We start from the raw sequence: 13,029 nt of genomic DNA, 5'->3' as shown, positions 1-13,029 counted from the left end.
TTTGGTAAATTTGAACTACAATTATCGTCGGTATTCGTCACCGCAATCACCAATATATTTAAATAAATCTTGGGATTGTTGGGTTACAGTATCGATCTGTTCAATATCATCTCGATCCAAGCTAAAATCGAACACTTTAGCGTTATCCGCAATATGTTCAGAAATTCCCAATCTCGCGCCGACAATTACCCCTCCAACTGCTGGTTTATCAAGTATATAACGGACGGCAATATTGGAAATACTAACTTGGTGTTTGCTGGCAATTCTTTGCAAAACTTCAAGCAATTCTTGGAATAAACTCCAACCTCCCCAAGCGTCAATCATGTTTTTGTATTTTCGCAGAGAAACTGTTTCTAAACTTGTCGGATTTGGTTCTGGTTGACCGAGATATTTTTCTGATAAAAAGCCACCGCAAACAGTCCCGTAAGTGAAAAGTTTAATATCGTGTTGTTCGCAAAATTGGCTCATTTTGACTTCGGGACGGCGATCGACTATAGAAAATTGCACTTGGTTGGAAACAATTTCGATACCATGCTCTAAAATAATTTGCAAATGTTCTGTATCAAAATTGGTTAAAGCTAAATGCTTTATTTTTCCTTCTTGTTGCAATTCTGCCATGTATTTTAGGGCATCTAAGTAGTTAGAATCACCATAATCCCACCAGTGAAATTGCATTAAATCTAAAGATTCTACTCCCATTCTGCGTCGGGCAATATCAATATTATCTTCCACTATTTTCCGGGTCATTTTTCCTGGTCTTGGTACCCATTTAGTGAAAGCTTGAATATTAGATAATGCGGCTTCTCCACTGTTAGCAACCAGGTAACGACGAAATTCGCCAATCAAGTCTTCTGCTGGGCCATAGTGGTCGGCTAAGTCCCAAGTTGTAAAGCCTGCATCGACGTATTTAAACATTGTTTCGATCGCAGCTTTTGGGTCAATTCTTCCATGTGCGCCAGACACTTGCCACATTCCATTTAAGATGCGACAAATATTCAAATCTGGTGTAAATTGTAATCGGCTTGATGTGGTTAACATCTACTACTAAATTCCTTGTGAATGTTAAAAGCAGATGCCATATATTTTAGCATTTTGTTGTATAAAATAAACATTTGCTGATTTAGCGATCGTTCTCCAAATCTTGAATTGCCTTTTCCCAATACCATTCTTCCGGCATTCCGGGATATTTATAACGGGCAATATCCACCAAACGATCGGCAATATCTCGATATCCACCAACCAATCTAATCAATTGATTTTGTAACTCTGTCAAAGATGTAGATTTTGCTTGAGAGAAGTAATCAGAGGAATCTTTTCTTGGCGAACGTTGAGGACGAGATTGAACTTTTTTAATTTGATCTAATGCTTCGCGATATTTTTGCCAATCTCCCCGATTAAAGTAAATATTAGCAGCTTGTTGATAATCATCTATTGCGCCTTTCAAATCTTCAAAATCTAAACGCGCCGCTGCACGGTGATAATAAGCTTGTGGATCGTCTGATTTCTCTTTAATTACGCGAGAATAATCTTCAATTGCTAAATGATGATTTGCAGATTTATGATGGGCGTTACCCCGATAAATGTAAGCATCTATATAATTAGGATCGATTTGTAATGCTTGATTGCAATCATTAATTGCGCCCCCATAATCACCTATTTCTATGCGAACAATTGCCCTGTAAGAATAAGCTTGTAAATTTTGGGTATTGAGTTGTAATGCTTTATTTAAATCAGCAATTGCTTGTTGATGATAGCCGAGTTTACTTAACACCATTCCTCGATAAGAATGTGCTTGAGCATCATTAGGATCGGTTTGAATTAACCAGTTTAAATCTTCCCAAGCTTGCCTTAATTCGCCTCGTTGCACTTTTTGTAAAACTTGATAATAAAAATTAGTATGGGTAGCTAATGCAGTTTTGGCACGATTTTGTTCGGCTTGAATTTCGGTGATATTATCAATGCAACGTTGACAATTTTGCTTATCTTTTTCTGCCAAATAAATGTTAGCAGCTTGTTTAAAACAGGCGATCGCTTCTGCTAAATTTCCCAAGCGACGTAAAGCGGTTCCTTGCAAACTATAAGCAGCAGCTAAATTGTGATTTAATTTCAAACTTTGTTCCGCATCAGCAAGCGCCCCAGCATTGTCTTTTAATGCTAATTTAGTCAATCCGCGACTTAAATAAATTTCTGTTCTTTCCGGTTGTAATTGCAAAGCTTGGTTGTAGTCAACTAATGCGCCTGTGGTATCGCCCAATTCAAAACGACATCTTCCCCGTTTATAATATGCCTCAACGAATTGGGGATTGATTCGCAAAACGCGATCGAACTCTCGCACTGCTTCGACAAAATCTCCCGCTTGCGCCTTTTCTAATCCCCGATTGTAAAACTCTTGTTCTCGATCCATGTTACCAATTCACCTAACTCTGTTTATTACTTTAGCTCATAGCAAAAATCCTGCGCCTCAAGCCTATACTTACTAGCAACAGGATTTAGATTTAAAATATCTTTTACTTTAAGGTAAATTAATCAGCCAAGCAACTGATTCAAACTAACAACAAAGTTTTCCACCTCAGCTTTATTCATTTCTCGCCAACCTTCATCACCAAAAATTGAAGAAATATTATGCTTGTTTGTTGGGTAAAATTTAGCGATCGTATTTGGCGATAACCACAATTGCAAATTTCCCTCATCAGAAGGCTTTGCTGAAACTACAAACAAGCATTTTGAAGCATTACTAGGTAAAGATAGCATTCGAGATTTAGACGGACTAACCATTAAATTAGTAGGCCAAGAATCAACAGTCAATTGGTGCTGACTTGCGGTTTTTAGTATTAATTGCAACTCTTCCCCAATGCCATTTTCCTCAGCTATTCGTAAGATTGACTCAAAACTCAATTTTCCACTGTTATAGTAAGTGGAAAATTGGGTGAATCTGGAAATAACAAATTTATCAGTTTTTTTTTGCACAGGTTCGGGGGGTTTACTTGGCGGAAAATGAGGAGCTTTAGGGGTTAATTCCTCAGTTTTTTGCTGTAATTCCTGCAATTGTTGCTGCATTTGAGCAAAATTTTCTAACAATTGAGGAATCATTGCTACTTGTTCATTTGAAGTAGTTAATTGTTGTTTGAGAGAGGCAATTTCTAATTTTAGCTGTTGATTTTCTTGTTCTAAGTAACTGAGATCGAGTGTAATTTTTCCATTGTCTGCTTCCGGTTTTTGCGGTACTAAATTTTGGCGCAACGACTCTACAGTTTGTCTTATTTCTGCTATTTGTTGCGCCGTCGTACCTTCTTTAATATCGATAGACAACCCAGCAAAATAATCTTTTAATTGTTTGATATCTTTTTCTAAGTAACTAGCATCAAAACTTGTAGCAGAACTTAATGTAGCTAGTCTTTCTTGTACTGTATCTGTAATTTGTTTTAACTCAGAGACTTGTTGTAACTCCCGCTCCCTAAACTCAGATTTTAGCTGGGATAAAGTTTGTTTTAGTTGGTTAATTTCTGGTTCTACATAACTGGTATCAATACTAGCCGTTGTAGTCGGTAGTTCAGCTATTTTTTGTTGAATTGAGTCAATACTTTGTTTTAATTTTGTTATTTGTTGTAACTGGGTCTGCTCTTTAAAATCAGTGCTTAACTTAGCAATATCTGCTTGCAATTTTGCGATTTCATCCTGGTTGCTATTTTGGTAAATAATGCCTTTAAATTCAACAATTGCTGCTTGCAATTCAGCAATTTGTTGTTCTATATAAGTCGGATCGAATTTATCTAGATTTACTGGAATTTCGGTTTTTTCTTTAGTTGTTGTGGAAGTAAGGTTACTCAAAACTTCCTCTAGACTAAAAAATTGTTTTTGTAGCTCAGAAATTTCTGATTTGATAGGTTGAGAATCTAGATTTTTATTAGCAACCGATAAATCTTGAACTGAAGCTTGTAGCGATCGCACTTCCCCAGCAACTTCTTTATCTACCTGTTCGATTCGATTGTCAATTTCCGAAACGATCGCCGTAATATCTTCTTCTAACTTTTGCTGAAATTTTCCTCTGTTGATCAAATTCAGCGACAGTGCTAAAGTCAGAGGAGCCGCTGCCACAATCATCTGTTGTGACCAAATCGCAGCCAGCGTCCCAGCCACACTAGCACCAACTGATACCTTTTCTGCAACCCTCAGACCGTTGTTTTCGTTGCTAGTTTTCATGGAGTCTACCTACAAATTGTAAATTTGTTCTGCCTGTCAGGTAACATCTATCATATAATTTATCGCGTCAATATTTAAGCGATCGTTTAGACTTATTTTGCATCGACATGGAGTGTATACAAAAAACTCCGCTTACTTTGTCCTATCTGATTATTCAACCAAATTATTGAAATTTAAACAATTTATGGAACATTCATTTTATATAATAAATTCAGGACTGAGAAATTTTGCTTTACTACATTCAATGCCAAAATCTAAAACTTCTCAGTCCCTAGTCCCCAATCACCAATCCCCTTTATTGCCAATTCCAAGACTTCAACCGAAAGGCTAACTCAGCTTGTTCAGGTTTTGATTGGAACTCGGAAAATTGAGTTAAAAATATTGAGTGTCCGTTTCTTAAATTTACCAAATTTTCAGCTTCAATTTTCAGAATTTTATTATTACCAAAGTTACATTCAAAAGGTGCAACTCTGGAAGCACTCAAAGGCCCAAATTGACTTCCCAATCTAACTCCAACACAGGTAATATCTGAAGGTTTTTTACCTGCTTGGCGCAAAGCAGTATTTACTTCATTGTTCAGTTTGCTGGATTGCTGAACTAAAGGCATTATTTCATTTAAAGCTAGAGTTCCTCCGGCTAAAGCTGCTTGAGAAATAAAACTGCTGGCGATCGCCAAAGGTAGCAGAAATTTAGTAATATTCATTTTTGATCTCACTTTGACAAACTCTTACAATGCTATGATAAATCGACTATTTAGCTAACGTTTTTGTTCCTCCAAGCAAAACATTTTGTATTGTCTAGCAAGGAGACTCGCTTCATGCTAATGTGACAAATTGAGCGAAGAATCCAACGCGCTTCTGCTCGGAGGAATATTAATAAGCTCAATAAGGCATCTTTATAGTAGATAAACTGAAACTCATGGCTGACATAGTTGATATTGCAGTTAGCGCAGGTTCATTCCAGACTTTAGTGGTAGCTGTCCAAACTGCTGGTTTAGTCGATGCGCTAAAAAGTCCTGGCCCTTTTACAGTTTTTGCACCTAATGACGAAGCTTTTGCCAAACTACCAGATGGAACAGTTGCGTCTTTGGTGAAAAGCCTGCCTCAGTTAGGTAGAATTCTCAAATATCATGTGGTTGCCGGAAAATTAATGAAAGCAGATTTGGCTAAACTAGGATCTGTCACTTCTTTGGAAGGTTCGCCGATTCCCCTTCATTTTTCTGATGATACTTTTGAAGTGAAAAATTCCACAGTTATTGCCGCAGATATTGAAGCAGATAACGGTGTAATTCACGTCATCGATCGCGTCATATTGATGGGTTAATTTCTTCATTTGGTAGAGACGTTGAATACAACGTCTCTACTGCTTAAAATAGTAATGTCTGACCCACTGGACAAACTAGAAATTGTATTTTAGAAATTAAGTAAAGCGATTCTAAAATAGATGAAATTGATATGACAGCGCAAGAAACACAGGAACAAACTATTAATTATAAAGATATTTCATGGGCTTTTTGGCCTGTTTTACCGCTTTATCCATACAACAGGAGGCGGACTCTTCGCAAAGAAATAGTTGCAGATACTATTTGGACTTTCGATCAATTACAAGGCATTTTTTATGTTGCCGTACCCATCAGGATGACTGTTGTTAGATTAGAATCAGGAGGTTTGTTAATCTATGCGCCAGTTGCCCCGACTTTAGAATGTATTCGATTAGTTAAAGAATTGGTGGCAAAATATGGCGAGGTAAAATATATTATTTTGCCCACTGTTTCCGGTTTGGAACATAAAGTTTTTGTCGGCCCTTTTGCCAGACGTTTTCCGCAAGCCGAAATTTTCATCGCCCCAGGTCAATGGAGTTTTCCCATTTCTTTACCTTTAAGTTGGTTAGGTTTTCCGGCAAAACGCACTCAAATTCTCCCCGATGATAGCAGTAAAACTCCCTTTGCTGATGAGTTTGATTATAAAATTTTAGGCCCGATCGGATTAGGTTTAGGTTCATTTGGCGAGGTAGCTTTTTTCCACAAGCGATCGCAAACTCTCCTAGTAACTGACTCAATAATTTCTGTCCCAGAAAATCCCCCAGAAATCGTTCAAATTGAACCTTATCCCTTACTTTTTCACGCCAAAGATGATGCTTTTTCTATTGTTGAGGACAACGAAGCTAACCGCCGTAAAGGATGGCAACGTATCTCATTATTTGCCTTTTATTTCCGTCCTAGTGCAATGAAAACTGTGGAATTAGGAAAAGCATTTTTGAATTCTTTTAAAGTTAGCGATCGCTCCAAAAAAGCATATTTTGGCATCTATCCATTTAAGTGGAAAAATGGCTGGCAACATTCATTTAACGCCCTCCGAAGAGATGGTAATTTGTTAGTAGCACCAATCTTACAAGCTTTAATTTTGAATCGCGCACCACAGGAAACAATTAATTGGGCAAATCAAGTTACCCAATGGAATTTTCACAGAATTATTCCCTGTCATTTTGATGCACCAATTTCCGCAACTCCCCAGCAATTTCGCCAAGCATTCAGCTTTTTAGAAAAAAATCCTGCTGTTAGTAATGATTTGATTAGTGCTACTAAACCTCTGCCAGAAGAAGATTTTCAACTACTTAGAGAACTAGATGAAGCTTTAAGCAAACTTCGCATTGTGCCACCGTCAAAGGAAAAAATTTAAGCTGAAAGCTTAAAAAAAATTGTAATGCTATAGAATATAATAAACATAGCTAGGCTAAAAAGTTTGATATTTAGGATAGTGAATAATGTATCAAACAGATCCGCCACTCCCGGCGAAAGAAACATTACCAACAATGTACGATCTTCCTAGCGAAGATCCAGAGGAACCAGGTTTGCCAGATCAATTTCATTTATTACAACCACAATTATTAACAGAAACATTCCGTCCTCCTGTTTATCCGATCGAGGAAATATTTACAGCTAGAGATTTGAATCTTTACTATGATTCTCGTCATCCACTGTGGCATAAACGCCCAGATTGGTTTGCAGTTGTAGGTGTTCCTTATCTTTATGAAAATGGAGATTTGCGTTTAAGTTATGTCGTCTGGCAAGAAGCTATTAATCCTTATATTGTCGTTGAGTTACTGTCACCTGGAACCGAAAAAGAAGATTTAGGTCAGACATTGCGAGATGTGGAAAAACCTCCTAGTAAATGGGAAGTTTACGAAAAGATTTTAAGAATACCCTATTATGCCATATTCGATCGCTATAAGTCTGAGTTTAGGATGTTTCAATTGACAGGCGATCGCTATGTCGAGACTTTGCAGGAAACAACTTTATCTAATTCCCGTTTTTGGATTCCCGGCTTAGAATTAGGTTTAGGAGTCTGGGAAGGTAAATATCAAAATGTCCAAAGACTTTGGTTACGTTGGTACGATCGAAATGGTAATTGGATGTTAATTCCCGCAGAAGAAGAAAGGCAAAAAGCTGAACAAGAAAGGCAGAAAGCTGAACAAGAAAGGCAAAGAACAGAAAGATTAATTGCCCAATTGCGATCGCTGGGTGTTGAACCTGATTTAGATTAGAGCGATCGTATTTCATATATAAAACACGCTAGATTCAAAACAGATGTCTATTTCAAAAGCCGAAGCAAAGCAACTTTTAGAAAGAATGATTTTTGAGGAGACAAATCCTCAAGATTGGGTGCAAGACGTTTGGGGATTAAGCCCTTTGTTGGGAGATAGCGCCGCCAAATTATTTGAAGCTTTTGAAATGTTAATTGAGTGTTGTCCTGAAGAAAAATTAGATAATTTGCTGCAATCTTTGTACCGCGAATTTCTTGATACGGAGTAGATTGGGGACTAGTAATTGGTGACTTTTTGTACTGGGCTATAAGTACAAGATTGTTCTTAGCCCTTCGTCTATTTCCTCTTGTAAATAGCCAAGTATTGTTCCAACACGCTCAACCAAAAATGTTTTGTCGATCGTCAAAATTTGAGAGACATTAGCAACAGAATCTCTAGGCAAACCTGATGTTTCACAGGATAAAAATACATTTCCTGGTGCTTCTGCTAAGTGAGTATTTGAGGTAATGATAACGACGATTACTGTACTGATGCGGCTCTGATTAAATGTGTCATCTTGAACGATCAAAACAGGACGACGATAACCAGGCTCCGAACCTATTCGATCGGGTAAATTCGCCCACCAAATTTCTCCCCGATACATTACCAATCCTCACGCGGCAGAGACATAAATTGCATTTTTGCTAATAGGGGATCTAGCTCAGAAGACTCTTCAGAATAGACTTGGTTTAGCTTATTCAAAAGTTGATTACGATTATATTTTTGCAAATATGCTTGCAACGCCTTGGTATAAAGTTCGCTGCGTGATAAGCCTAACTGTTTAGCCAGTGCTTCTGCTTCTTCAAAAACTGAATCTGGTAGCGAAATAGCAGTTTTCATTTGGTTTTTACTGTAATCGACTACACTTTTAGTTATACTTCGGTTATACCAAAACTGCAAGAGCTAAGTCCCTACAAAGCTGAATATCAGCTGATGGCGATCGCTAATTGGTAATTTCAGTGCTTGTTTTTGCAGTTCTTCTAATGTCATAGGTGTGGAAATGTCAAGATACATGGCTTCTGTCAAACATGACCAAGTTGTAACGAAAGGTTTTGCTAATCGTGTAACTGCATCTCTGTAAGCATTATGCTGGGGTTGAGTGCGATCGACTAGACAAAATAAAACTCCTGCATCACACAGAATCATAGGTTTAGACCTTGTTGCCGATACTTGTTAATGAGGAGTTGCTGATAAGCTGTTAATCATTTAAATAGGGTAAAATGGAAAAGTCAACCGAGCAAAATGAGTCAGGGAATGCCAGCAAAGAATCATCTGAGTTTAGAACAAGTAGAGAAGCTACAAAAAGCCCTAAAAGATGAAGAAAATGGAAACATTAGAGAAAGAATTCTGATGTTACTGTTGCTAAATGATGGAAAAACTCAAGGTAAAATAGCGGAATTTCTGGGCTGTTCAATAAATAAAGTATCTTATTGGTGCGTACATGGAGATCCAGATAATCTGGAAAGCCTAGTGGATGAAAGGATGAAGGGGAATCATCAAAAAGCCACAGATAAATATAGAGAAATATTATTAGAGACAGTAGATAAAGAACCCAAAGAATTAGGATACGAATTTGGCAGATGGACAGCAGAAAGATTAGCAACATATTTAGCAGAAACGACAGGAATAAAATTAAGTGGGTCGCAAGTTAGGAGAATATTAGAGAAAAAAAAGTTCGTTTACCTCTGGGCGAAGTACAGCTTAGAGGGAAAGCGAGAGCCGGAAAAAAGAAAAGAATTTAAAAAGAAGATAACCGAATATTTAAAAATAGAAAAAGATAACCCAGAACGTTTACAAGTATGGTTTTGGGACGAAAGCGGTTTTAGTTTAAGCGTGATAAAAAGAAAGAATTGGTGTAAGAAAGGTAGCCGAAAAGAGGTGAGGGGAGAGCGAAGAAAGGGTCGGATTAATGTAATGGGAGGGCTGAGGTATTCCGACAAGAAAAGGTTTGTGGAGTTTCTGGATAAAAGCAATTCAGAAAGTTTTTATCAAGTGCTAAAACTGTTTTATCAAGAATTGATTGCTGAATGGGTAGCTGCTGGCAATGAAGCCGATGAATTTGCGGAAAAAGGAGCCAAAATAGTGATAATTCTAGATAATGCTAGTTTCCACAAAAAAGCTGAATATCTCCAGAAAATTGCTGCCGAAATGCCCAATATTCATTTAGAGTTTCTCCCCAAATATAGCCCGGATTATAACTTAATTGAATTAGTTTGGCATTCAGCAAAAGAATTTATTGCTAATCGACTATTTAAATCAATCGAAGAATTAGAATATTTATTGCATCAACTTTTAAATGAAGGACAGTTAATTATTAAATGGGAGCGAAAACTTAAAAATAAAGGTAATGCTCTTATCCCTGTTTAAATGCTTAACAGCTTATTCGTTTGCTGGTTCTGTAGGGGTTACTTCTAAGCGATCGACACCTTCAAACCATTTTAACCATGCTTCGATAAGCTTTTCTTTACTCTGGCTTTCAGCAGATTTGGCAAGATGTTTTTGGGTAATAAAATCGATGAAATCACTCACTTCTTGCAAGAGTGGTTCGGGAAGTTGTTGTAATTTGGCGATCGCACTATCACGAATAGTCATGAGAATTGCCTCTTTCAGTCGTTTTTATTTTACTGGAAGCCTACAACTTTTTGCTAGTCAGCAAACACTAATCATTGCTGTGAATACTTTAGTCTGTAGAACTTTTGTATTCAAAGCTCTACATTTTGATTTATGAAGCCCAGTAACTTAGATCGGATTTTAGGATTAGAAATACAACGCCGTCGCACAGAAAAAGGTTGGTCACAGGAATATTTGGCAGAAGTTACAGGTTTGCATAGAACCTATATTAGCCAACTGGAAAGAGGACTAAAAAGTCCATCTGTGAGAGTTATAAATCACATTACAAATGCTCTGGGCTTGACAATGAGTGATTTTTTTCGAGCCGTAGAGGAAGTTTTGGATGCTGAAAGAAAATGAGATTGAAAGATTAAGGCAAGCTATTGTTGCTACCATAGCATCTCCTGTAATTGGCTCGATCGAAGACTATACTTGGGAAGCAATTTTTCACTATGTTAAAGATATTCCTTTATCAGATCCAGCATTAGGACGTAGCAAACTTCTTTATGATGCTGTTGATATTACAACTGCAACTGGTTGGTCGCTAAAGTCTCTGCAATTAAATAATCTTATACCTGGAAATACATTTTTTTTCGTTATTCAAAGAGCAGATATTATTAAAAAAGCTGTTCAACTTGGTTTTCCTGGTTTAACTGAACAATCTTCTCCTAATGAATTAGGAGCAGCTATTGTGCAACATTGGAATGAAAAAATTATATCGAATCAGGCGGTACAGGGTGTTATTAATAGCTATGAAGGCATTCTACTGAAAACCATTAAAGGATACGAATATATTTACTGCGAATTTTCGCTAAATCCACTCGATCAAAATATGTTTTTATGGGCTTGGACAGTTGATAGAATTACAGGGAAATCAGGAGCAGGTTTACAAGGAAGTATTGCTGGTAAAACAGAGTTAGTATGGTATAAAAATCAGAAGCAACTTTTTAGAGGTAGAACTATTCCGCAAGAAGCAGTTATTATTAGGATAGATCGAACTCGACTGACGCTCGATCGCTATGTACAAACAGTTCTCTCAGCTTTACAAGATCAACTTAATACGCAACTTCCTGATAGTTTGCTTGGAGAATAGCTGAAGCTATTACTTTACCTAAAAGCGGAGGTACAGATTCACCGATTTGAGAAGCCATCTCAGTATATGTTCCCAAAAAGTGAAAATTATCTGGGAAAGAGTGCAGTCTCGCAGCTTCACGAATTGTAATTGTGCGATTTTGAGTAGGATGAAAAAATCTACCAGAGCCGGGATGAAAAACCCATCTTGTAATTGTTCGTGCTGGTTTATCCCAATAAAGTCTTCCATAAGCACCACTATAATGTTTTTTCGGAGCTAATTCAGGCGGTAAATCTCTAGCATCTTGTCCTTCACTAAGTACACGCGCTCTTGACATTTGAATTGGACTTAAAGCACGAGCAATGTGATTAGTAAGTTTCGTACTTCCATTACGGATCATTGATTGGTAGGGAGTTTGGGGAGGAATGGGATAAATTACTCCATTATATTCCTGACCTGCTTCTAAGGTTGGCAAGTCTCCAATTGCATCTCTAACTGTGACAAATGAAGAAATATTTGATTTGAGAAAAGTAAGTTGATTGTTAGATGTTTTAGTTCTATAATCGCTTCTAAGATCGCCAGAATGTGTAGGCTCAGGAAATTGAATAAATTTATCTAAACTTGCTATAAAAAAAGCTCTCGCTCTGGTTTGTGGTACTCCAAAATTTGCAGCATTTAATGATGCAGAAATAACTTTATATCCTTGGAATTCAAGTTGTTCTGTAATTTCATTCCTGATTACACCATTGTAGGCTTTTAAAATTTCAGGCACGTTTTCCATTACCACAAAATGAGGTCTGAATTCATTAACAAATTCTAAAAATGTCCGATATAACTGATTACGAGAATCATCAAGACAGCGATAATCAGCAGGGATATTTCTGGAAAATCCTTGACAAGGAGGCCCACCAATTAATGCTGTTAATTCTTCTTTTTTTAAGTTTAAGGACGATCGCAAATCTGAAGGATCGATCTTACGTATATCCTGATGAATAATTTTAGTTTTAGGATAATTGTGCTGATAGGTTGCTAAAGCTTTTGCTTCTAGATCGATCGCACATAAAGATTCAAAACCTGCCAGGTGAAATCCGGTAGTTAGTCCACCTGCACCCGCAAATAAGTCAATTATTGTGTATGCCATAATTGCATACTATTGTATTCGGAACAAACTGTCAATTTTACTGGAACATTGTGGAGTGTTAGCAACCTATTCAGCAGATTTGCGCCACTCTTGTCCAAGACGAACTGCTTCATCAAAGCTAGGATCGTTTTCAAAACTACCCGCAACTTTCAACCACCAATCATTCTTTTTGGAATCAACAATGTCTGTTACCTCTGAATTTTTGGCGATGCCTCGCAGTCGAGATAAATTTCCCCGTTTCAATTTTGGCGGAGTTTCCTGTTTTACTTCGACAAGCTTTTCATCAGTCTGACTGTCAGCAGTTTTGGCAAGATGTTTTTGAGTAATAAAATCGATGAAATCACTCACTTCTTGTAAGAGTGGTTCGGGAAGTTGTTGTAATTTGGCGATCGTACTATCACGAATAGTCATAATAATTGCCTCT

General features: G+C 37.3%; 17 protein-coding genes. 7 read left to right on the top strand and 10 right to left on the bottom strand.

The annotated features are described in order from the left end of the window. Positions 1–21: 21 nt before the first annotated feature. The 4 genes from ACE1CA_RS12135 to ACE1CA_RS12120 form a co-directional block, all read right to left on the bottom strand. Positions 22–1,038 carry an aldo/keto reductase gene (locus ACE1CA_RS12135; protein ID WP_413279469.1) on the bottom strand — a complete coding sequence of 339 codons (1,017 nt, stop codon included), beginning with the start codon at positions 1,036–1,038 and terminating at the stop codon, positions 22–24. 82 nt (positions 1,039–1,120) lie between these two features. Next, the gene (locus ACE1CA_RS12130) at positions 1,121–2,404 is read right to left on the bottom strand and encodes a tetratricopeptide repeat protein (RefSeq protein WP_413279468.1); all 1,284 of its coding nucleotides are present in this window, start codon (positions 2,402–2,404) and stop codon (positions 1,121–1,123) included. Positions 2,405–2,526: 122 nt separating this feature from the next. After that, positions 2,527–4,200: a hypothetical protein gene (locus ACE1CA_RS12125; protein WP_413279467.1), complete on the bottom strand. Its 1,674-nt coding sequence runs from the start codon at positions 4,198–4,200 to the stop codon at positions 2,527–2,529. A gap of 295 nt (positions 4,201–4,495) precedes the next feature. Further along, entirely contained in the window at positions 4,496–4,903 is a 408-nt protein-coding gene (locus tag ACE1CA_RS12120) for a hypothetical protein (RefSeq protein WP_413279466.1), read from the bottom strand. A gap of 215 nt (positions 4,904–5,118) precedes the next feature. Between ACE1CA_RS12120 and ACE1CA_RS12115 the strand changes: the two genes are divergently transcribed. The 4 genes from ACE1CA_RS12115 (at position 5,119) to ACE1CA_RS12100 (ending at position 8,011) form a co-directional block, all read left to right on the top strand. Continuing rightward, the gene (locus tag ACE1CA_RS12115; protein WP_413279465.1) at positions 5,119–5,523 is read left to right on the top strand and encodes a fasciclin domain-containing protein; all 405 of its coding nucleotides are present in this window, start codon (positions 5,119–5,121) and stop codon (positions 5,521–5,523) included. A 131-nt stretch (positions 5,524–5,654) separates the two neighbouring features. Next, positions 5,655–6,878 carry a DUF4336 domain-containing protein gene (locus ACE1CA_RS12110; protein WP_413279464.1) on the top strand — a complete coding sequence of 408 codons (1,224 nt, stop codon included), beginning with the start codon at positions 5,655–5,657 and terminating at the stop codon, positions 6,876–6,878. 85 nt (positions 6,879–6,963) lie between these two features. After that, positions 6,964–7,743, top strand: coding sequence for a Uma2 family endonuclease (locus ACE1CA_RS12105; RefSeq protein ID WP_413279463.1), 780 nt, complete (start codon positions 6,964–6,966; stop codon positions 7,741–7,743). 43 nt (positions 7,744–7,786) lie between these two features. Beyond that, positions 7,787–8,011 carry a hypothetical protein gene (locus ACE1CA_RS12100; RefSeq protein ID WP_413279462.1) on the top strand — a complete coding sequence of 75 codons (225 nt, stop codon included), beginning with the start codon at positions 7,787–7,789 and terminating at the stop codon, positions 8,009–8,011. A gap of 36 nt (positions 8,012–8,047) precedes the next feature. Here the strand turns inward: ACE1CA_RS12100 and ACE1CA_RS12095 are convergent, their stop codons facing one another. The 3 genes from ACE1CA_RS12095 to ACE1CA_RS12085 all read right to left on the bottom strand — a co-directional run bounded on the left by ACE1CA_RS12095 (position 8,048) and on the right by ACE1CA_RS12085 (position 8,928). Next, positions 8,048–8,386 (bottom strand): type II toxin-antitoxin system PemK/MazF family toxin, encoded by a 339-nt coding sequence (locus ACE1CA_RS12095; protein WP_413279461.1) that lies wholly within the window; start codon positions 8,384–8,386, stop codon positions 8,048–8,050. Beyond that, entirely contained in the window at positions 8,386–8,622 is a 237-nt protein-coding gene (locus ACE1CA_RS12090) for a CopG family ribbon-helix-helix protein (protein ID WP_413279460.1), read from the bottom strand. Before ACE1CA_RS12090 ends, ACE1CA_RS12095 begins: the two co-directional genes overlap by 1 nt. 63 nt (positions 8,623–8,685) lie before the next feature. Beyond that, positions 8,686–8,928, bottom strand: coding sequence for a hypothetical protein (locus ACE1CA_RS12085; protein ID WP_413279459.1), 243 nt, complete (start codon positions 8,926–8,928; stop codon positions 8,686–8,688). A gap of 108 nt (positions 8,929–9,036) precedes the next feature. Here ACE1CA_RS12085 and ACE1CA_RS12080 point away from each other — a divergent pair, with 108 nt between their 5' ends. After that, positions 9,037–10,149, top strand: coding sequence for an IS630 family transposase (locus ACE1CA_RS12080; protein ID WP_486517970.1), 1,113 nt, complete (start codon positions 9,037–9,039; stop codon positions 10,147–10,149). A gap of 12 nt (positions 10,150–10,161) precedes the next feature. Here ACE1CA_RS12080 and ACE1CA_RS12075 read toward each other — a convergent pair whose 3' ends face one another. Next, on the bottom strand, positions 10,162–10,374 hold the full coding sequence (locus ACE1CA_RS12075; RefSeq protein WP_413275912.1) for a DUF2281 domain-containing protein: 213 nt from the start codon (positions 10,372–10,374) through the stop codon (positions 10,162–10,164). A gap of 132 nt (positions 10,375–10,506) precedes the next feature. Between ACE1CA_RS12075 and ACE1CA_RS12070 the strand changes: the two genes are divergently transcribed. Together ACE1CA_RS12070 and ACE1CA_RS12065 are read left to right on the top strand one after the other, a co-directional pair. Next, a complete protein-coding gene (locus tag ACE1CA_RS12070) occupies positions 10,507–10,752 on the top strand; it encodes a helix-turn-helix domain-containing protein (RefSeq protein WP_413275911.1) in 246 nt (81 codons plus the stop codon). Next, positions 10,736–11,485, top strand: a complete 750-nt coding sequence (locus tag ACE1CA_RS12065) for a hypothetical protein (RefSeq protein ID WP_413275910.1) — start codon at positions 10,736–10,738, stop codon at positions 11,483–11,485. The genes ACE1CA_RS12070 and ACE1CA_RS12065 overlap by 17 nt, the downstream gene beginning before the upstream one ends. Here ACE1CA_RS12065 and ACE1CA_RS12060 read toward each other — a convergent pair. Then, positions 11,448–12,605, bottom strand: coding sequence for a DNA cytosine methyltransferase (locus ACE1CA_RS12060; protein ID WP_413275909.1), 1,158 nt, complete (start codon positions 12,603–12,605; stop codon positions 11,448–11,450). The genes ACE1CA_RS12065 and ACE1CA_RS12060 overlap by 38 nt on opposite strands. A gap of 66 nt (positions 12,606–12,671) precedes the next feature. Beyond that, positions 12,672–13,016 (bottom strand): DUF2281 domain-containing protein, encoded by a 345-nt coding sequence (locus ACE1CA_RS12055; RefSeq protein WP_413275908.1) that lies wholly within the window; start codon positions 13,014–13,016, stop codon positions 12,672–12,674. Positions 13,017–13,029: the final 13 nt, after the last annotated feature.

The organism is Floridaenema evergladense BLCC-F167, from assembly GCF_041929205.2.
Taxonomy (GTDB): Bacteria; Cyanobacteriota; Cyanobacteriia; order Cyanobacteriales; family Aerosakkonemataceae; genus Floridanema; species Floridanema evergladense.
Note: the sequence above shows the minus strand (reverse complement) of the source record. Positions and strands in the feature narration are given on the sequence as shown.